At 75.0% G+C, this 18,530-nt stretch carries 18 protein-coding genes and 1 riboswitch; of the genes, 6 read left to right on the top strand and 12 right to left on the bottom strand.

Annotation, left to right across the window (positions count from 1 at the left end; genetic code table 11):
- Window positions 1–3: 3 nt before the first annotated feature.
- A riboswitch (ZMP/ZTP riboswitch) is annotated at window positions 4–86 on the bottom strand.
- A gap of 62 nt (window positions 87–148) precedes the next feature.
- The 3 genes from HL189_RS17575 to HL189_RS17565 are packed head-to-tail and all read right to left on the bottom strand — an operon-like array spanning window position 149 to window position 3,472.
- Window positions 149–559, bottom strand: a complete 411-nt coding sequence (locus HL189_RS17575; RefSeq protein ID WP_369135007.1) for an NUDIX domain-containing protein — start codon at window positions 557–559, stop codon at window positions 149–151.
- Between the two features lie 13 nt (window positions 560–572).
- Window positions 573–1,961, bottom strand: coding sequence for a metallopeptidase TldD-related protein (locus HL189_RS17570; RefSeq protein ID WP_369135006.1), 1,389 nt, complete (start codon window positions 1,959–1,961; stop codon window positions 573–575).
- A complete protein-coding gene (locus tag HL189_RS17565; RefSeq protein WP_369135005.1) occupies window positions 1,958–3,472 on the bottom strand; it encodes a TldD/PmbA family protein in 1,515 nt (504 codons plus the stop codon). The genes HL189_RS17570 and HL189_RS17565 overlap by 4 nt, the downstream gene beginning before the upstream one ends.
- A 60-nt stretch (window positions 3,473–3,532) precedes the next feature.
- On the opposite strand from HL189_RS17565, the gene HL189_RS17560 reads away from it, so the two are divergent.
- Entirely contained in the window at window positions 3,533–4,336 is an 804-nt protein-coding gene (locus HL189_RS17560) for an MBL fold metallo-hydrolase (RefSeq protein WP_369135004.1), read from the top strand.
- Window positions 4,337–4,343: 7 nt separating this feature from the next.
- Here HL189_RS17560 and HL189_RS17555 read toward each other — a convergent pair whose 3' ends face one another.
- Window positions 4,344–5,636 (bottom strand): amidohydrolase family protein, encoded by a 1,293-nt coding sequence (locus tag HL189_RS17555; RefSeq protein WP_369135003.1) that lies wholly within the window; start codon window positions 5,634–5,636, stop codon window positions 4,344–4,346.
- A 51-nt stretch (window positions 5,637–5,687) separates the two neighbouring features.
- Between HL189_RS17555 and HL189_RS17550 the strand changes: the two genes are divergently transcribed.
- From HL189_RS17550 to HL189_RS17535, 4 genes are read left to right on the top strand one after another with little or no spacing between them, the layout of a single operon-like run.
- Entirely contained in the window at window positions 5,688–6,284 is a 597-nt protein-coding gene (locus tag HL189_RS17550; RefSeq protein WP_369135002.1) for an O-methyltransferase, read from the top strand.
- Window positions 6,285–6,337: 53 nt separating this feature from the next.
- Window positions 6,338–7,042: a DedA family protein gene (locus HL189_RS17545; RefSeq protein ID WP_369135001.1), complete on the top strand. Its 705-nt coding sequence runs from the start codon at window positions 6,338–6,340 to the stop codon at window positions 7,040–7,042.
- Window positions 7,039–7,710 (top strand): HAD family hydrolase, encoded by a 672-nt coding sequence (locus tag HL189_RS17540; RefSeq protein ID WP_369135000.1) that lies wholly within the window; start codon window positions 7,039–7,041, stop codon window positions 7,708–7,710. The genes HL189_RS17545 and HL189_RS17540 overlap by 4 nt, the downstream gene beginning before the upstream one ends.
- A complete protein-coding gene (locus tag HL189_RS17535; protein WP_369134999.1) occupies window positions 7,707–8,330 on the top strand; it encodes an alpha/beta family hydrolase in 624 nt (207 codons plus the stop codon). The genes HL189_RS17540 and HL189_RS17535 overlap by 4 nt, the downstream gene beginning before the upstream one ends.
- 62 nt (window positions 8,331–8,392) lie before the next feature.
- On the opposite strand, the gene HL189_RS17530 is transcribed toward HL189_RS17535, so the two are convergent.
- From HL189_RS17530 to HL189_RS17510, 5 genes are all read right to left on the bottom strand, one after another.
- On the bottom strand, window positions 8,393–9,616 hold the full coding sequence (locus HL189_RS17530; RefSeq protein WP_369134998.1) for an SRPBCC family protein: 1,224 nt from the start codon (window positions 9,614–9,616) through the stop codon (window positions 8,393–8,395).
- Window positions 9,617–9,766: 150 nt separating this feature from the next.
- Window positions 9,767–10,624 (bottom strand): xanthine dehydrogenase family protein subunit M, encoded by an 858-nt coding sequence (locus HL189_RS17525; protein ID WP_369134997.1) that lies wholly within the window; start codon window positions 10,622–10,624, stop codon window positions 9,767–9,769.
- Window positions 10,621–13,122 carry a xanthine dehydrogenase family protein molybdopterin-binding subunit gene (locus HL189_RS17520; protein WP_369134996.1) on the bottom strand — a complete coding sequence of 834 codons (2,502 nt, stop codon included), beginning with the start codon at window positions 13,120–13,122 and terminating at the stop codon, window positions 10,621–10,623. Before HL189_RS17520 ends, HL189_RS17525 begins: the two co-directional genes overlap by 4 nt.
- Window positions 13,119–13,670, bottom strand: a complete 552-nt coding sequence (locus tag HL189_RS17515) for a (2Fe-2S)-binding protein (RefSeq protein WP_369134995.1) — start codon at window positions 13,668–13,670, stop codon at window positions 13,119–13,121. Before HL189_RS17515 ends, HL189_RS17520 begins: the two co-directional genes overlap by 4 nt.
- A 115-nt stretch (window positions 13,671–13,785) precedes the next feature.
- Window positions 13,786–15,015 (bottom strand): MFS transporter, encoded by a 1,230-nt coding sequence (locus HL189_RS17510; protein WP_369134994.1) that lies wholly within the window; start codon window positions 15,013–15,015, stop codon window positions 13,786–13,788.
- 128 nt (window positions 15,016–15,143) lie between these two features.
- Here HL189_RS17510 and HL189_RS17505 point away from each other — a divergent pair, with 128 nt between their 5' ends.
- A complete protein-coding gene (locus HL189_RS17505) occupies window positions 15,144–15,905 on the top strand; it encodes a hypothetical protein (protein WP_369134993.1) in 762 nt (253 codons plus the stop codon).
- Between the two features lie 22 nt (window positions 15,906–15,927).
- Here the strand turns inward: HL189_RS17505 and HL189_RS17500 are convergent, their stop codons facing one another.
- From HL189_RS17500 to HL189_RS17490, 3 genes are all read right to left on the bottom strand, one after another.
- Window positions 15,928–16,509: a LysE family translocator gene (locus HL189_RS17500; RefSeq protein ID WP_369135167.1), complete on the bottom strand. Its 582-nt coding sequence runs from the start codon at window positions 16,507–16,509 to the stop codon at window positions 15,928–15,930.
- Window positions 16,510–16,587: 78 nt separating this feature from the next.
- Window positions 16,588–17,874, bottom strand: a complete 1,287-nt coding sequence (locus HL189_RS17495; RefSeq protein ID WP_369134992.1) for a multidrug effflux MFS transporter — start codon at window positions 17,872–17,874, stop codon at window positions 16,588–16,590.
- Window positions 17,875–17,934: 60 nt separating this feature from the next.
- Window positions 17,935–18,477 (bottom strand): cysteine hydrolase family protein, encoded by a 543-nt coding sequence (locus HL189_RS17490; protein WP_369134991.1) that lies wholly within the window; start codon window positions 18,475–18,477, stop codon window positions 17,935–17,937.
- Window positions 18,478–18,530: the final 53 nt, after the last annotated feature.

The following is an 18,530-nucleotide window of genomic DNA, read 5'->3' as shown; positions in this document are numbered from 1 at the left end:
AGTTCGGGGAGCCCAGGCGCGCGGCACGTCCACGGGGCCGCTCCCCGGTGGTGGTCCACCTGTCTGCGCCAGTCACGGCCCGCGACGAGGGTAGCCAGGTGCCCCCGCCGTCCACCAGGGGCCCAGGTGAGGGCTGCCCGCCCGGTGGTCAGTGCCCGACGGCGGCGCGCAGGAGCTCCGGCAGGCGGGGGTCGGCGAGCACCAGGCCACCGAGCTCGTCGGGGCTGAGCCAGGCGAGCGCGTCGTGCTCGTCCGGAGCGCAGTTGGTCGGCTCGCCCGCCCACCGGTCGACGACCCAGACGTCCATCCGGAAGTCCCGGCCCCGGACGGAGGCGAAGGGCTCACCGACCACGTCGACCTCGACGCCCAGCTCCTCACGCAGCTCACGCCGCAGCGCGGAGCCGGGCTGCTCACCCGCGCCGACGTGGCCGCCGGGGAGGTCCCAGGCGCCGGGGTACCAGCGGCGGTCGGGGGTCCGGTGCGCGAGCAGCACCCGCCCGCCGCGGCGGAGGACGCCGGCCACGACGTGGTGGGGAAGAGCAGTGCCGGCGTCGCTCATGGTGAGCTCGTGGTCAGCTCGCGGGGGACACCGAGCTCATGTTGAAGTCCGGCACCCGCAGCGTGGGCATCGCCGCCCGGGTGAACCAGTCGTTCCACTCCCGCGGGAGCGTCCGCTCGGTGCGGCTGGCCTGGGTGACCCGCCCGAGCAGGTCGACCGGCGACTCGTTGAACCGGAAGTTGTTGACCGCGCCGGTGACCTCGCCGTCCTCCACGAGGAAGACGCCGTCCCGGGTGAGGCCGGTGAGCAGCAGGGTCTGCGGGTCGACCTCGCGGATGTACCAGAGGGTGGTCAGCAGCAGCCCGCGCCCGGTGCCCGCGATCATCTCCGCCTGCGACGCGGTCGCGTTCGGGTCCTCCAGGAGGAGGTTGCCGACGGCGGCGGTGGGCGGCGCGGTCTGCTTGAGCGCCCAGGCCCGCGGCCGGATGAGGTTGGTGAGGACGCCGTCGCGGATCCAGTCCACCGCCGGGGTGGCCATGCCGTTGTCGAACACCGACGCCGTCCCCGAGGAGGAGCCGACCACCTGGAAGGGGGCGGTCTCCAGGCCCTTCGCGTACGGGTCGCTGCGCAGGGTGAGCGGCAGCTGGGCGAGCCGGTCGCCGATCCGGTTCCCGCCGCCGGCCTTGGCGTAGACGTTGCGGCCCTCGTCGGCGTCCCGCGCCTCCATCGTCCAGTAGGCGTAGATCATCAGGTCGCTGACCGTGGACGGCGGCAGCAGCGTCTCGTACCGCCCGGCCGGCAGCTCCACCCGCCGCTGCGACCAGGCCATCCGCTGCCGCACCTCGGCGGCGAGGTCGGCGACCGAGACGTCGGTGAAGTCCCGGGTGCCGACGCCCGCCCACACCGAGCGGGTGAGGTCGGAGCTCTTCCCGTTGAGCTCGACCCGGCCGGTGGGCTGGTCGTGCCGCAGCCGCAGACCGGTGGAGCTGCCCAGGTAGGTGGTGGCCATCGAGTGCTCGGCGAACCCGAACAGCAGCTCGTCACGGCCGCGTGCCTCGCCGAACGCCTCGCCCAGTGCGGGGGCGAAGTCCGCGAACACCCCGATGGAGGTGCCGGCGGCCTCGTCGTCCCAGGCGCCGGAGCCCTCGGGTGCCTCGCTGATCAGCGGCATCGCGTCCTCGGCCGGACCGGCGTCGCGGGCGGCCTGCTCGCTGGCGGCGACCAGCTCGGCGATGTCCGGGGAGCCGGTGCGGGCGACGGTGCCGGTGGCCGTCCCCGTGCCGCCGTCGACGAACGAGACGACGACGACCTGCCGGGACCGCATCGCGCCGTTGGTGGTCAGGCTGTTGCTCGCCCAGCGCAGGTTGGCCTCCGAGCTCTCCACGACGAAGGCGACCTGACCGTCGGCGGAGGAGGCGTCCAGCGCCCGCTCGACCAGCTCCTGCGGGGTGGACTGGCTCATCGGCCGGACTCCTGACTCGTGTTGAGGATGGCGATGTCCTCGAACAGCGCGCTCGGGCAGCCGTGGCTGACCGGCGCGACCTGGCCGGGCTGGGCCTTGCCGCAGTTGAAGGCGCCACCGAGCACGTAGGTCGACGGCCCGCCGACCACGCGCATCGAGCCCCAGAAGTCCGTCGTCGTCGCCTGGTAGGCGACGTCCTTGAGCTGCCCGGCGAGCCGGCCGCCCTCGATCCGGTAGAACCGCTGGCCGGTGAACTGGAAGTTGTAGCGCTGCATGTCGATCGACCAGCTCTTGTCGCCGACGACGTAGATGCCCCGCTCGACCCCGGAGATCATCTCCTCCGTGGTCGGCCCGTCGGGCGCCGGCTGCAGCGAGACGTTGGCCATCCGCTGCACCGGCACGTGCGACGCCGAGTCGGCGAACGCGCAGCCGTTGGACCGGGACGACCCCACCTTGGGGGCCGTGTTGCGGTCGACCTGGTAGCCGACCAGCACGCCGTCCCGGATCAGGTCCCACCGCTGGGCGGCGACGCCCTCGTCGTCCCAGCCGACGGTCGACAGCCCGTGCTCCGCGGTGCGGTCGCCGGTGACGTCCATCAGCGGCGAGCCGTACTGCAGGGTGCCGAGCAGGTCGGGCGTGGCGAAGGAGGTGCCCGCGTAGGCGGCCTCGTACCCCAGCGCCCGGTCCAGCTCGGTGGCGTGGCCGATCGACTCGTGGATGGTCAGCCACAGGTTGGAGGGGTCGACGACCAGGTCGTGCCGGCCGGGCTCGACCGACGGCGCCTTGGTCTTCTCCCGCAGCAGCTCCGGGAGCTCGGCGAGCTCGCCGCGCCAGTCCCAGGAGTCGCCGGTGAGGAACTCCCAGCCGCGGCCGACCGGCGGGGCGAGCGTGCGCATCGACTCGAACGCCCCGGTGGTCCGGTCGACGGTGAGCGCGGTGAACTCCGGGTGGATGCGCACCCGCTGCTGCCGGGTGCGGGTGCCGGCGGTGTCCGCGTACCACTTCTGCTCCTTGACCTGCAGCACGCTGCTCTGCACGTGCTCGACGCCGTCGGCGGCCAGCAGCCGCTCGGACAGCTCGGTCATCAGCGCGGTCTTGTCGGCGTCCGGGACGGCGAAGGGGTCCACCTCGTAGGCGGAGACCCACTCGCCGTCCGGGTACACCGGCTCGGGCGCGAGCTCGACCCGGTCGGTGTTGATCGCCGCGGACACCGTCGCGACCGCGACCGCCTCCTCGGCCAGGCGCACCGCCTCGGCCGCGGTGAGCACCACGCCCGCGGCGAAGCCCCAGGTGCCCTGGAAGACGACCCGGACGGCGAGGCCGAGGTCCTCCCCGTCGGCCAGCGACTCCAGGCGGGCGTCGCGCAGGCTCAGCGACTGCGTGCGGATGCGCTCGACCCGCAGGTCGGCGTGCTCGCAGCCGAGGTCGACGGCGCGGGTGAGCGCGGCCTCGGTGAGCGCGGACAGCGGCAGCGCGAGGAAGGACTCGTCGACCGAGCGGGGGTGTGGCACGGGTCCGTGTCTACAGCAGGCCGGGTGCAGGACGCGCGCCCAACGGGTAGCTGGGCGACCATGACCGCACCCGGGGACGACGTGACCCTCACCTTCGGCGGCACCGCGACGACCCTGCTGCGGCTCGGCCCCTTCACCCTCCTGACCGACCCGAACTTCCTGCACCGTGGTCAGCGGGCCCACCTCGGGTACGGGCTGCGCAGCAAGCGGCTCACCGACCCGGCCCTGGTGCCCGCGCTGCTGCCGGAGCTGGACGCGGTCCTGCTCAGCCACATGCACGGCGACCACTGGGACCGCGTCGCCACCCGCTCCCTGCCCAAGGAGACCCCGGTGGTGACCACGCCGGAGGCCGCGCGCTGCCTGGACCGGCGGGGCTTCACCGCGACCGCCGACCTGCGCCCGTGGCAGACCCACGAGATCACCCGGGGCGCGGACACCCTCCGGGTCACCAGCGTCCCGGGGGTGCACGGCCCGGGCTTCCTGGACAAGCTGCTCCCCCAGGTGATGGGCAGCGTGCTCGAGCTCGTGCACCACGGGGAGGTCACCTGGCGCGGGTTCATCAGCGGCGACACCCTGTACCGGCCGTTCCTCGGCGAGGTGCTGCAGCGGTGCGGACCGCTGGACGTGCTCATCCCGCACCTGGGCGGCACCCGGATCGCCGGCGTCCTGCTCACCATGGACGGCCGGCAGGGCGCCGACCTGGTCGAGCTGCTCAAGCCGCCGGTCACCGTGCCGGTGCACTTCGACGACTACCCGGTCTTCACCAGCCCGCTCGGGGACTTCGTCGCCGAGGTCGCGAAGCGGCGCGCGCCGGGTGAGGTGCGCACGGTCACCCGCGGCCAGACGGTCTCCCTCCGCGCCTGACCCGCCGTCAGCGGCCGGCGAGGCGCAGGGCGCGGGTCTGCACGTCGGCGCGCAGCGCGGCCTCGTCCACCGTCGTCGACGTGCCGTCGGCGACCACCTGGCGGCCGGCCACCCAGGTGTCCCGCACGTGCCGGCTGCCCACCGACCACACCAGGTGGGTGAGCAGGTCGGTCGTGTCGCCGACCGGCACGAAGGCGATGTCCTCGGTGTCCACGTGCACCAGGTCCGCCCGGCGCCCGGCGGTCAGCTGGCCGAGGTCGGCGCGGCCGATCGCCGCGGCCGCTCCCCCCGTGGCCAACCAGAACGCCTCGGCGGCGGTGAGCGCGGTGGCGTCGCGCTCGCGCAGGCGGGCCAGCTGGGCGGCCAGCCGCAGGTCCTCGAACAGGTCCAGGTTGTCGTTGGACGCCGGCCCGTCGGTGCCCATGCCCACCCGGATGCCGAGGTCGAGCATGTCCCGCAGCCGGGCGGTGCCGCTCGCCAGCTTGGCGTTGCTGCTCGGGCAGTGGGCCACGGCGATGTCGTACTCGCGCCACACCTCGAGGTCGCCGTCGTCCATGTGCACGCAGTGCGCCCCGAGCACCCGGCCGCCGAGCACGTCGTGCGCCGCGAGCAGCCGGGGGACGCTGACGCCGTGCGTGGCGAGCAGCTCGTCACCCTCGGTGGCGGTCTCGGCGACGTGCACGGTGAGCAGCAGGTCGTGCTCGCGGGCGGCCGCCGCGGCCTGCGCCAGGACCGGCAGCGGCACCGTGTACGCGGAGTGCGGACCGATGCCGTACTCGACCTGCGCGTCGCCGTCGGCGGTCAGCCGGACGGCGGTGTCCAGCTGCTCCTCGAAGGTGCCGAAGCCGGGCAGCCCGATCAGCGGGTTGGCGACCACCGCCCGGGCGCCGGTGGCCCGCACCGCGGCGGCGATCCGCTCCGGGTGGAAGTACATCTCGACGCTGGTCGTCGCCCCGTGGCGCAGCATCTCGGCCGAGGCGGCGGTCATCGCGACCTCGACGTCCTCCGGCGTCAGCCGCGCCTCCCGCGGCCACATGACCTCCCGCAGCCAGCGGTCCAGCGGCAGCCCCTCCCCCTGCCCGCGGAACAGCACCATCGGCGAGTGGGCGTGGGTGTTGACCATGCCGGGGGTCAGCACCCCGGGCAGCCGGGTCACCTCGGCCGCCTCAGCGGGCGGGGCGTCCGCGGCGGGGCCGACCCAGCGGATCAGCCCGTCCTCGACGTCCAGCACGGCATCGGGGACGACGGTGCCGGCGCGGTCCCCGACGACGACGGCCCGGGCCGTGAAGCGCTGCACCATGGCTGCTGAACCTAGTGCCCCCCTGCCCGGCCGACCACGAGAGGAACTGGCATGGACGCCGAGGTGCGCCGCTTCGTCGACGAGCTGTACGCCGAGGGGCTGCGCCACGACGCGGCCCAGCCCGACCGGGAGCTCCGGCGGCGCAACATCGGCCCGGAGGCCGCGGCGCTGCTCGCGGTGGTGCTGCGGGCGATGGGCGCCGCCCGCGTGCTGGAGATCGGCACCTCGAACGGGTACTCGACGCTCTGGCTGGCCGACGCGGTCCGGGCGGTGGACGGCCGGGTCCTGACCGTCGACCCGGATGCCGACGCGCAGCGGGCCGCGGCGGCGAACCTGGTGGCGGTGGGGCTGGACCCGTGGGTCGAGCTGCGCTGCGCCGACGGCGGCGAGGTGCTGGCCGGGCTGCCGGACGGCGGCCAGGACGTCGTCCTCCTCGACGCGCACCGACCCGCCTACCCCGGGTGGTGGCCGCACCCGGTCCGGGTGCTGCGCCTGGGCGGGCTGCTCGTGGTCGACAACGTGCTGTCCCATCGGGAGGACGTCGCCCCGTTCGTCGCGCTGGTGGACGCCGAGCCGGCCCTGCAGTCGGCCCTCAGCCGCACCGACAAGGGGCAGCTGCTGGCTGTGAAGGCCCACACAGCGGGATGAGGGCTCCGACCGTCGGCCGGTGACCACCGGAACGCGCGGATACCGTGGAGGCCATGTCCCTCCTCGCCGCGTCCCTCCTCGCCGCGGCCTCCTCCGACCAGGGAGGCATCACCGGCTTCCTCCTCGACCTCGTCGAGAAGTTGGGCGTGGTGGGGGTCGGGCTCACGATCCTCATCGAGACGGTGATCCCGCCGATCCCCAGCGAGGCCGTGCTGGGTGCCGCCGGGGTGCTGATCAACGACGGCCGGATGTCCATCGTGCCGACCATCATCGCCGCCACCATCGGTTCGGTCGTGGGCGCCGTGGTCCTCTACCTGGTCGGCCGGGGGCTCGGACCGCAGCGGTCGCACGCGTTCCTCGACCGCCTCCCCCTGGTGGAGACCGAGGACGTCGACCGCACCTTCGAGTGGTTCGAGCGGCACGGCCGGTCGGCGGTCTTCTTCGGCCGGATGGTGCCGATCGTGCGCAGCTTCATCTCGGTGCCGGCCGGGGTCGTGCGGATGCCGTGGCCGCAGTTCCTGCTGTTCACCGCCGGCGGCAGCCTGATCTGGAACAGCGTGCTCATCGGCCTGGGCGTGGCCGCCGGGGACTTCGTCCAGGAGAACCTGCACTACCTGGACTACGCGGTGGTCGCCGCCGTCGTGCTGGGTGTGGGGTGGATGGTCTACCGCCGGGCCACCGACCTGTACGCCCGCAAGCACCCCGACAGCACCACCGCGCAGCGCAAGGCGGCGGCGAAGAAGGACCGCACCGCGTGACCCGCGCCCGCCCCCGGGTGGTCGCGTTCGACGTCAACGAGACGTTGCTCGACCTCGCCCCGGTCCGGGCGGCGCTGGTGGAGCACGGCGAGCCGGCCGAGCTGCTGCCGACCGTGTTCGCCCGGACCCTCGGCACCGGTTTCGCGGCCACCGTGGCCGGCACCTGGTGCCGGTTCCGGGACGCCTTCGAGGCCTCGCTGGCCCAGCTGACCGGGTTGTCCGGAGCCCAGCGGGCCGACGTCGCGGACCGGTTCCTGGAGCTGGTGCCGCACCCGGACGTCGAGCCGGCGCTGCGCCGCCTGAAAGAGGCCGGGGTGCGGGTGGTGACGCTCACCCACGGGTCGCCCGGGGTGGCCGAGGCCGGGCTGACCCGCGGCGGGCTGGGCGCGCTGGTCGAGCGGACGCTCAGCACCGAGACGATCCGTGCCTGGAAGCCCAGCCGGGAGGCCTACCTGTGGGCCGCGGGCGTGTGCGACGTGCCGCCCGCGCAGCTGGCCCTGGTCGCCGTCCACTCGTGGGACGTGCACGGGGCCCAGCAGGCCGGGCTGACCGGCGGTTGGGCGGCCCGGGCGGAGCGCGTCTTCCCGCCGGTGTTCAGCGAGCCGCACGTGTCCGGGGAGTCGCTGCCTGACGTCGTCGCGGGCCTGCTCGACCTCCCCGACGCATGACCACCCGCGACGTCGGCACCCCGCTCGGCCCGGCTCGGGTGCGGTCGGAGGACCCGGCCGCGGCTGTCGCCGGCACCCTCGTCCTCGGCCACGGGGCGGGCGGCGGCGTCGACTCGGCCGACCTGACCCACGTCGCGCTGGCCGCGGCGGGCGCGGGCTGGCGCGTGCTGCGGGTCGAGCAGCCGTGGCGGGTGGCCGGCAGGCGGATCGCACCCGCGCCACCGCGGCTGGACGAGGCCTGGACGGCGGTGCTGGCGGACCTCCGCGCGACCGGTGACCTCGCCGGACCGCTCGTGCTCGCCGGCCGGAGCGCCGGCGCCCGCGTGGCCTGCCGGACCGCCGCGGCCGAGGGCGCCGCGGGCGTGCTGGCGCTGGCCTTCCCGCTGTACCCGCCCCGGAAGCCGGAGAGGAGCCGGGCCGCCGAGCTGCTCGCGGTCGCCGTCCCGCTGCTGGTGGTGCAGGGCGAGACCGACGCGCTCGGCCGGCCCGCGGAGGTCGCGGCCGCGCTGGCCGGGCACGCCGGCCGGGTGGTCGCCGTCCCCGGGGACCATTCGCTGAGGAAGGACCCCGCGGCGGTCGCCGCCGCGGCGGCCGGCTGGCTCGGGGAGTTGTCCTCCTGATGCTCGTGCTCTGAGTCGTCCGGCGACTCAGAGCACAAGCACCAGCGGAAACGTCACCGCCGTCACCTGTTGCGGCGCCGGCGGACGAGGAATGCGATGAGCAGCAGCAGGACGCTCACCCCGGCCGCGGGCCCGGCGTAGCGGGTGAACGCCGCCGTGCCGGCCACCTCGAGCAGGTCGATCGGCTCCGGCTCGACGGCGCTGAGCCGGCGCGGGGCCGGCGGGGTGACCGGAGCGGTGCTCGACGGTGCGCTGCTCGACGGTGCGCTGGTCGACGGCGCGCTGGACGACGGTGCGCTGGACGAGGCGGCCGGGGTGGCCTTCGCGGGCGTGCTCCGGACCGGGGTGCTCCGGGCCGGGCCGGAACCGGCCGGCCGGTTCGGCGGCGCGGTGGTGCCGGACGGCGGCGCGCTGGGCGCCTTCTTCGCCGGGACCGCCGTCGGGTCGGGCACCGCGTCCCGCGCGGCGCCCCCGGTGGCCGCCGGGGTCCCCGCCGCCGGGGCGACCGTCGACCTCGCCGCCTTCGCCGGTTTGGCCGGGGTGGCCTTCGCCGCCTTGGCGGGAGCCTTGTCCGTCGTGGCCGGGGCCTCGGCGGCGGTCTCCTCCGCCGACGCCGCGGCGTCCGCGGCAGCGGCGGCCGCCTTCTTGGCGGCGGCCGCGGCCGTCGGGATCGCGCCACCGGCCGGGGTCCCACCGGCGGAGGTCTCCGCCGAGGCCGCCACCTCCTCGACCACCCCGGCCGTCGTCGCCGCCGCCTTCGCGGCCGCCGCGGCGGTCGCCTTGGCCACGGTCGGCTCCTGCGACGTGGCGGCCGCCTCCTGGTCGACCTGCACGTCCCCGCCGGTGCTGCCGAGCTGGGCGGCGAGCTTGTCGGCGAACTGGCCGAGCAGCTTGTTGCCCACGTCGGTCATCACGCCCCGGCCGAACTGGGCCGGCCGGCCGGTGATGTTGAGGTCGGTGAGGACGTCGACCCGCGTCGTGCTGCCCTGGTCGGCGAGGGTTGCGGTGACGGTCGCTGCGGCGGTGCCGTTGCCGCGCTGGTCCTTGCCCTTGGCGTCGATCACGGCGCGGTGCGCGGCCTCGTCCTTCTCCACGAACGACGCCCTGCCCTGGTAGGTCAGGTTGATCGGCCCGAGCTTGACCTTGACCCGGCCGGTGAACTCGTCGCCGGTCACCGAGTCCAGGACCGCGCCGGGCATGCAGGGTGCGATCCGCTCGATGTCCAGCAGCACCCGCCAGGCATCGTCGATCGGCACCGGCACGGTGAACGAGTTCTCCAGCTGCACTGCAGGACCTCCGAGTGTGTGCGGCCCGGGCGCTCGCGCCCGCGCACGTGCCATCCGACCACGACCGCGACGGTCGTGCAGGTGCACCAGGGCGCAACGCGCCGGACCGGCGCCCCGCGAACGGGACGGACCGGTCCGGCACGCCCCCCGTCACAGGCCGACGGCCGCGGCCACCGCCCGTCGGGTCAGCACCTGCGCGAGGTGCTGGCGGTAGTCGGCCCGGGCGTTGAGGTCGCTGCTGGGACTCGTGCCCTCCGCGGCCTGGGCGGCCGCCGCGGTCACCGTCTCCATGCTGACGTCGACGCCGACCAGCGCCGCTTCGGTGGCCCGCGCGCGCAACGGCGTGGACCCCATGTTCGTCAGCCCGATCCGCGCCTCGGCGATCCGGCCGCCCTCCCGCCGGACGGCCGCGGCCACCGCGACGATCGACCAGGCCTGGGCCACCCGGTTGAACTTCTCGTACCGGACCCCCCAGTCCTCGCCGAGCTTGGGCAGGCGGACCTCGACCAGCAGCTCGCCCTCCTCCAGCGCGGTGGTGAGGTAGTCGACGAAGAACTCCGTCGCCGGCACCGTGCGGCGCCCGCCCGGGCCGACGAGCACGAACTCCGCGTCCAGCGCCAGGGCAACCGCCGGCAGGTCACCTGCTGGGTCGGCGTGCACCAGTGCCCCGCCGAAGGTGCCGCGCCGCCGCACCTGGCGATCGGCGACGGTCTCGGTGGCCTGCACGACCAGCCGGCCGTAGCGGGCGAGCAACGGATCGGTGAGGACGTCGGCGTGCGTCGTCATCGCGCCGACCACGAGGGAGTCGCCCTCCTCGCGGACCCCGCGCAGCTCCGCCACCCGGCCGAGGTCGACGACCGTCTCGGGCGCGGCCAGCCGCAGCCGCATGACCGGGATGAGCGACTGCCCGCCGGCGAGGACCTTCACGTCCTCACCCCCGTCGGCGATCGCCTGGAGTGCCTCCCCGACGGTGGCGGGGCGGACGTAGTCGAACGGGGCGGGTATCACCGGTCACCTCCGAGAGCGGACTGCGGGGTGGAGACGCCGGCGGTGGTCTCGGTCTGCGCCCCGCCGTAGGCGTTGCTGCCGGCGGTGGCGCGGCCGCCGCCGTCCCCGCCGTCGTGCAGAGCCCGCCACACGCGCTCCGGGGTCAGGGGCATCCGGATGTCCCGGACGCCGAGGTGCCGGACGGCGTCGAGGGCCGCGTTGACCACCGCAGGGGTGCTCGCGATGCACCCCGCCTCGCCCACGCCCTTGGCCCCGATCGGGTTGCCGGGCGCCGCGTGCACCGTGTTGCCGGTGTCGAAGTGCGGCAGGTCGGCCGCCGAGGGCACCAGGTAGTCGACGAACGTGCCGGTGGTGAGGTTGCCGTCGGCGTCGTAGACCGCCTCCTCGTAGAGCGCCTGGGCGATGCCCTGGGCCAGACCGCCGTGCACCTGCCCCTCGACGATCAGCGGGTTGACGATCGTGCCGACGTCGTCGACGCAGGCGTACTTCCGGATCTTGACGAACCCGGTCTCGGTGTCGACCTCCATCGCGCAGATGTGCGTGCCGTGCGGGAAGGAGAAGTTCTCCGGGTCGTAGGTGGCGTCGGCGTCGATCGAGGGCTCGACCCCCTCGGGGAAGTCGTGCGCCGCGAAGGTGGCCAGCGCGATCTCCTGGATGCCGACCTCGCTGCCCGGCGTGCCCCGGACGGAGAACTTCCCGCCGGCGAACTCCAGGTCGTCCTCGTTCGCCTCCAGCATGTGCGCCGCGACCGTGCGGGCCTTGGCGACCACCTTGTCCGCGGCGTTGACCACCGCGACCCCGCCCACCACCAGCGAGCGGGAGCCGTAGGTGTCCAGGCCGCGCGGGGCGATCGAGGTGTCGCCGTGCAGCACCTCGACGTCCTCGAACGGCACGCCGAGCCGGTCGGCGACCAGCTGGCTCCACGCCGTCTCGTGGCCCTGCCCGTGGGCGCTGGACCCGGTGACCACCTCGACCTTGCCGGTGGGCAGCATCCGGATCGACGCGTGCTCCCACCCCCCGGCGCCGTAGGACAGCGAGCCGAGCACCCGGGAGGGTGCCAGCCCGCACATCTCGGTGAAGGTGGAGAAGCCGATGCCCAGCTGGACCGGGTCGTTGGACTCCCGGCGGCGCCGCTGCTCGGCGCGCAGCTCGTCGTAGCCGATCAGCTGCAGCGCCTGCTCGGTCGCGGCGTCGTAGTCACCGCTGTCGTAGGTCATCCCCGCGCACGTGGTGAACGGGAACTCCTCGGCCTTGATCCAGTTCTTCCGCCGCAGCTCCAGCGGGTCCACGTCCAGCTCGACGGCGAGCTCGTCCATGATCCGCTCGACGGCGAAGGTGGCCTCCGGCCGGCCGGCGCCGCGGTAGGCGTCGGTGGGCGTCTTGTTGGTGAACACGCCCCGGCACTCGAACCGGTAGGCCGGGAACTTGTAGATGCCGTTGAACATGAACGCGCCCAGGATCGGCACGCCGGGGCTGACCAGGCGCAGGTAGGCACCCATGTCGGCGAGGATCCGGCAGCGCAGGCCCTTGACGTTGCCCTCGCGGTCGGCGGCGATGTCGATGTACTGGACCTGGTCCCGGCCGTGGTGGGCACTCATCAGCGACTCGCTGCGGCTCTCGGCCCACTTGACCGGCTTGCCGAGCCGCCGGGCGACCAGGAGGGCGATCACCTCCTCGGGCGTGACCTGCAGCTTGCCGCCGAACCCGCCGCCCACGTCGGGGGCGATGACCCGCAGCTTGTGCTCGGGCACGCCGGTGACCATGGCCAGCATCAGCCGGAGGATGTGCGGCACCTGCGTGGAGGACCACATCGTGTAGTTGTCGCCCTGCGGCTGCACCGCGACCGCGCGCGGCTCCATGAACGCGGGGATCAGGCGCTGCTGCACGAACCGGCGGCTGACCACGACCTCGGCGTCGGCGAACGCCCGGTCGGTGTCGTCGGCCACGCCGTTCTCACCGCCGTCGAACACGAAGTGGAAGCTCTCGTTGGACTGCAGGTGGTCGTGGGTCAGCACCGGCTGGTCGCCGAGCGCCTCCTCCATGTCCAGCACCACCGGCAGCGAGTCGTAGTCGACGTCCACCAGCTCCACGGCGTCGGCCGCGGCCGCCTTGCTGCGGGCGACGATGACGGCGACCGCCTCGCCGACGTGGTTGACCTCGTCGACGGCCAGCGACGGGTGCCCGGGGTTGACCATGTCGGGGGTGACCGGCCAGGCGCACGGGATGGAGCCCTGCTCGTCGGCGAAGTCGCGGCCGGTGAAGACGGCGATCACACCGGGCGCCTGCTGGGCCGCGCTGACGTCGATCGCGCTGATCTTCGCGTGGGCGACCGGGCTGCGCACCACCGCCAGGTGCAGCATCCCGGGCAGCACCAGGTTGTCGGTCCACGTCGTCCGGCCGGTGATCAGCCGGGCGTCCTCCTTGCGCCGGCGGGCCTGGCCCACTTCGCGGGCGGGCGCGGGGGACTCGATGCCGGGGCGGTCCTCGACGGCCGTCATGCCTGCACCGCCACGTGCGGCGCGGCGGCCGAGTCGGTGGCGGACTCGGCCTCGGCCGGCCCGTCGCCGGGGGCACCCTGGTCACCGCGCATCTCCGCGGCCGCGTGCTGCACCGCCCGGACGATGTTCTGGTAGCCGGTGCACCGGCAGAGGTTGCCCTCGATCCCCTCGCGGACCTCGGTGTCGCTGGGGTCGGGGTTCTCCTGCAGCAGGTCGATCGAGGCCATGATCATGCCCGGGGTGCAGAAGCCGCACTGCAGGCCGTGCATCTCGTGGAACGCCCGCTGGACCGGGTGCAGGGTGGCGCCGTCGGCGATGCCCTCGATCGTCGTCACCTCGCAGCCGTCGGCCTGGACCGCGAGCACGGTGCACGACTTCACCGCCTGGCCGTCCAGGTGCACGGTGCACGCGCCACAGTTGCTGGTGTCGCACCCGACGACCGTGCCGACCTTGCCGAGTTGCTCTCGTAGGTGGTGGACCAGCAGGGTCCTGGGCTCCACCTCGTCCTGGTACGACACCCCGTCGACACGCACGTCGATCCGCGTCACCGGCTCCTCCGCTCCGTTGCTTGGGCAGGTGTGGCCGGGATCACCCCCGACCTCCATCGGAGTGTGTCAGCCGTCACGCTCGGAAGGCCACCCAGGTGCCCGCGGACCAGCCGGTTCAGGAGGTGGCGCGCTCCCGGCGGCGGAGGACGGCGGAGGCGACCAGGAACCCGAGGCCGAGGACGGCGAGGCCCGCGCCGACCCAGCTGGGGGCGCGGTACCCCAGGCCGGCCGCGATCACCAGGCCGCCGAGCCAGGCGCCCAGGGCGTTGGCCGCGTTGAGCGCCGAGTGGTTCAGCGCCGCGCCGAGCATCTGCGCCTCACCGGCGACCTCCATCAGCCGCATCTGGAGCAGCACGACCATGGTGGAGGCGGACACCGAGACCAGGAAGACCGCCGCGGTGAGCGTGGCCGCGTTGCCGGCCGCGAGCGCGGTGAGGGCCAGCAGCACGCCGGTGCTCACGGTCGCACCGACCAGGGAGGGGAACAGCGCCCGGTCGGCGAGCCGGCCGCCCAGCGAGATGCCCACCACGCCGCCGACGCCGAAGGCCAGCAGCACCACCGGGACGAACCCCGCGGGCATCCCGGCCTCGTCGGTCACGATCGGCGCGATGTAGCTGTACATCGCGAACAGCCCGCCGAAGCCCACGGTGGCCACCAGCACGGTGAGCACGACCTGCGGACGGCGGAGGGCGCCCAGCTCGGTGCGCAGCGTGGCCTCGGCCTTCCCGGCCACCGCCGGGACGACGGCGAGCACGGACAGGACGGTCAGCCCGGCGATGACGACGACCGCCCAGTACGCGGCCCGCCAGCCCAGGTGCTGCCCCAACCAGGTGCCGGCCGGCACCCCGGCGACGTTGGCCACGGCCAGCCCGAGCATCACCGAGCTGACCGCCCGGCCGCGCTGGTGCTGGGGCACGAGGGCGGCCGCGATCAGCGAGGCGACGCCGAAGTAGGCGCCGTGCGGCAGGCCGGCGAGGAACCGGGCCACCAGCAGGGCGCCGGAGCCGGCGGCGACCGCGGTGAGCGCGTTGCCGAGCAGGAAGGCGGCCATGAGCCCGACGGCCAGGCCACGGCGGGGCAGCCGGGCGCCGAGCGCGGCGATCACCGGGGCGCCGACCACGACGCCCAGCGCGTAGGCGGAGATGTAGTGCCCCGCGGCGGGGATGGAGACACCCGTGCCCTGCGCGATGTCGGGCAGCAGGCCCATGGTGACGAACTCGGTGGTGCCGATGGCGAACGCGCCCAGTGCCAGCGCGGCGATGGCCGGCGCCGCCCGGCGCGCGGTGCGCGGACCGGCACCCGGACCTGCGTCGGTCGTCGACGTCCGGACGGGGGCGGTGCTCACGTCGGGCCCAAGACGACCGGCGCCGCCGGCATTCCCGCTGAGCCGATCACCTGGGCTAAAGCCGGCGTGCCGCGGTGCCGATGACCACCCGAGGACGATGACCACCCGACCACCCGGAGAGGGGTGTCGTGGCCGACGACAGGCGAGGCACGGCGGCGCGCACCGGCGCGACCGCCCGCAGGACCCCCCGGGCCCGGGCCCGCCGGCGACGCACCCGGTGGCTCCCCCCGCTGCTGCTCGCGGGAGCCGGCGCCGTGGTGGCCGCGACCCAGCTGGTCCCCGCCGTGCTGGCCGTGGAGCCGGCCGCCACCAGCCGGGCCATCCCGAACGGCGGGGTCACCGTCAGCTCCGGGGTGGCCAGCACCGCGCTGTCGGGAAGGCTCTCCTTCGAGCACGGGACGATCGCCGGCGACTCCGGCGGCGAGACGGTCGGCGACAGCAGCACGAGCTCCGGCGGCCTGGTGGTCCCGCAGCCCCCGCGGCCGGCGGGGATCTCCATCCGGCCGTGGGCGGCGCACGGCGTCGCCCCGGTGCTCACCCCGCGCGAGCCGGCCTGCGGCGGCACCGGCTCCCCGCGCCGGGTCACCCCGGCCGTCACCGCCGCCGGCGCGGGCTCGGCGACCGTCACCTTCCCCTCGGACGACCGGGGCGAGGTGCAGGGCTACCGGGTCTCGGCGGTCAGCCAGGACGCAGGAGCCGGCCGGCAGCCGACCCCGGTGACCGCGACCGCGGCCCAGCCCGACGGCTGCCAGCAGGTCACGGTGACCGTGACCGGGCTGACCCGCGGCACGTACCACGTGTTCTGGCTGGAGGAGTCGATCACCAGCCCGGCGACCGGCGTGACCCGGCTCGAGCAGGTGGGCACCTCCGTCCCGGTGCTCATCCGCTGAGCCGTTCCACCGCCGTCCCCGCTCAGCGGCCGGCGAGGGCCACCCGCAGGCCCAGCCCGACCAGCACGGCACCGGTGAGCCGCTCGACGGCGGTCCGCATGCGCGCCCGGGACAGCACCCGGCCGAGCCTGCCCACCGCGAGGGAGAACAACCGCCACCAGAGCACGGCCAGACCCAGGAACGCCGCCGCCAGGACGGCGGTGGTGGCGAGCGCCGGCTCCCCCGTGGAGACGAACTGCGGGATGAGCGTCAGGAAGATCAGCGCGATCCTCGGGTTGAGCAGGTTGCTCATCAGGCCCTGGCGGAAGGCCGTCGTCCGGTCCACCGCGGTCGCCGGCGTCCCGGTGGGCGCGGCCGCGACCGCTCCCTTGCGGGCGTGCAACAGCGCCGTCGCCCCCAGGTACACCAGGTAGGCCGCGCCGACGTACTTGACCAGCGCGAAGGCGGTGGCCGAGGCGGCGAGGACGGCGGCCAGGCCGACCGCCGACGCGGCGGCGTACACCGAGATGCCCGTGCAGCACCCCAGCCCGGTCCACCAGGCCGCCCGCGAGCCGCCGGCCACCCCGTTGCGCAGGACGAGCGCCATGTCCGGTCCGGGGGTCAGGTCAGGACCACCACCACGGCGAGGAAGGGCAGGAGCTGGGCGGGCACCGGGTCACTCTAGGCAGCCGCCCGCGGTGGCTCAGTGCGCCGCGACGGGCGCGGCGTCCTCGTCGGGCTCGGGAAGCTGCCAGGGCCGGACGACGACGACCAGGACGACGACGGCGAGCACCAGCGCGCCGACGATCACCAGGCCCATCGCCACCGCGTCGTTGCCCAGCAGGCCCACCAGCGGGGACACCGCCGCACCGACGCCGAACTGCACCGCGCCCAGCAGCGCGGCCGCCGTCCCCGCCGCCTCCCCGTGCCGGGACAGCGCGAGCGCCGGCGCGTTCGGCAGCGCCAGGCCGGCGGCGGCGAGCACCGCCCACAGCGGCACCGCGACCCCGAACAGCCCACCGGTGCCGGTGCCGGCCAGGACGAGCAGCACCGCCCCGGCGAGCGTGCCGGCCACCGTGGCGGCGACCAGCACCCGGGCCGGCGACCAGCGCCGCAGCAGCACCGGGTTGAGCTGCGTGGCGGCGATGAGCCAGATGGCCCCGGCGCCGAAGAGCAGGCCGAACTGCTGCTCGTCCAGGCCGAACTGCTCCTGGTAGACGAAGGAGGAGCCGGACACGTAGGCGAACAGCGCGGCCATGGTCAGCCCGGCGACCAGCACCAGCCCGACGTAGGCGCGGTCGCGGAACAGCCCGCCGTAGGCGCGCAGCGTCCCGCCGACGCCGTTGCTGCTCCGCCGCTCGGGCGGCAGCGTCTCCCGCAGCGAGGTGACCCCCAGCACCAGCAGCAGCGCCCCGTAGACCGCGAGCAGCACGAACACCCCCCGCCAGGAGGTGAACCGCAGCAGCTCGCCGCCGATGGTGGGCGCGAGCACCGGCGCGGCGCCGATGACCAGGAACAGCCGGGACAGCATGGTCGCCGCGGCCCGGCCGTCGTAGAGGTCCCGGACGACGGCGATCGCGATCACCGCGCCGGCCGCCGTCCCGAGGCCCTGCAGGAACCGCAGCGCGCCGAGCACCTCGACCGACGGGGCGACCAGCACCAGCAGCGAGGCGATCACGTGCAGCGCCGTCCCGGCGATCAGCGGGCGGCGGCGGCCCAGCGTGTCGGCGAGCGGGCCGAGCACCAGCTGGCCCAGCGCCAGGCCGACCAGCGTGCCGGTGAGGGTCAGCTGCACCGTGGCCGACGTCGTCCGCAGCTCGTCGGTGATCGTCGGCAGCGCCGGCAGGTACATGTCGATGGTCAGCGGCCCGAGGGCCACGAACGCGCCGAGGGTCAGCGCGGTGCGCGCCTGGCCGGGCGGTCGGGGTGCGGGCGTCCGGGCGGCGGTCGTGCCCCCGGCCGGGAGGGCCGGGCGTTGCAGGGTGGTCACTGGGGCTCCAAGTCCACCCGGGCCCCGCACATTCCGGGCCCCTCACCTCCCGGGTCGCGCTCAGCCGGAGAGGACCGCCCCGGTGGTCGTGACCGTGATCAGCGGCGCGTACAGCGCCATGGCCGCCAGGGCGCGCTCGTGGTCGGCGTCGGTCGCGCCGGCGCAGGCGTCGGCGACGACCCGCACCTCGACCCCGGCGTCCGCCGCGCCCAGGGCGGTGGAGAGCACGCAGCAGTCGGTGGAGACGCCGGTCAGCAGCACCGGGCCCTGCCCGACCAGGGCCGCCAGGTCCGGGCCCCACTTGCCGAAGGTGGTGGCGACGACGACCGGGTCGTCGCCGGGGTCGTCGACCAGCTCGTAGAGCGGGGAGTCCGGCGGCTGCAACGCGAAGGGGAACTGCTCGTAGTAGGCCACCCACGCACCGGTGGGCTCCGGAGGCGCGACGAAGCGGGTGTGCACCACCGCTCCGGGGTGCGCGTCGGCCAGCCGGCGGATGTTCGCGTGCGCCGCGGCGAACCGCGGGGCGGCCCACGGCGAGCCCGGGTCGGCGAACACGCGCTGCGCGTCGACCACGACCAGCCGGCAGTCCCCCACCTCGCTCACAGGCGCCCCCCTCCGGTGGTCCGCTCCTGCGCGGACCCTAGTGGCGGCCGGGC

The organism is Modestobacter sp. I12A-02662 (assembly GCF_041028325.1).
GTDB lineage: Bacteria > Actinomycetota > Actinomycetes > Mycobacteriales > Geodermatophilaceae > Modestobacter.
This window is presented reverse-complemented; position numbering and strand designations above follow the sequence as displayed.